Consider the following 455-nt stretch of genomic DNA (forward strand, 5'->3'; position numbering starts at 1 on the left):
CCATGATCCAGGCGCAGACGTTCGATCTCTCGATCCACGACCACATCGGCGAAACGCTCTACGTCGACCCGGTCACGGGCGAAGAACGCAAGACGACGTTCTGGATGATTCAGCGCGGCGACTGGACGAAGTTCAGCAACGCGAGCGGTCAGCTTGATGCCGACGGTCACGTCTACACGACGCACCTCGGCGCGGATCTGATCACGCAGCAGACCTCGACCGGTACGGTTCGCTGGGGTGCGCTCGCGAGCTTTGCCGACGGCAAGTTCGACGTTTCGTCGAACCTCGACGGCAAGAGCGCGCAGGGCAAGTTCCGCGGCTACTCTGCAGGCGGCTATGTCGCCTACGACAGCAGTGCCGAAAACGGCTTCTTCAGCGCTCTGCAGCTTCGCTACAACTGGTTCGATACCGAAAACGGCAAGGACGAGTACGACCTCGCCGGCGTGAGCATCACG

General features: G+C 61.8%; 1 protein-coding gene. It reads left to right on the forward strand.

The annotated features are described in order from the left end of the window. On the forward strand, nucleotides 1-455 hold a 455-nt coding region (locus H6A60_RS12580; protein ID WP_205105161.1), incomplete at both ends, for an autotransporter outer membrane beta-barrel domain-containing protein.

It is taken from the genome of Sutterella massiliensis (genome assembly GCF_016899755.1).
In the GTDB taxonomy this organism is placed as follows: domain Bacteria; phylum Pseudomonadota; class Gammaproteobacteria; order Burkholderiales; family Burkholderiaceae_F; genus Sutterella; species Sutterella massiliensis.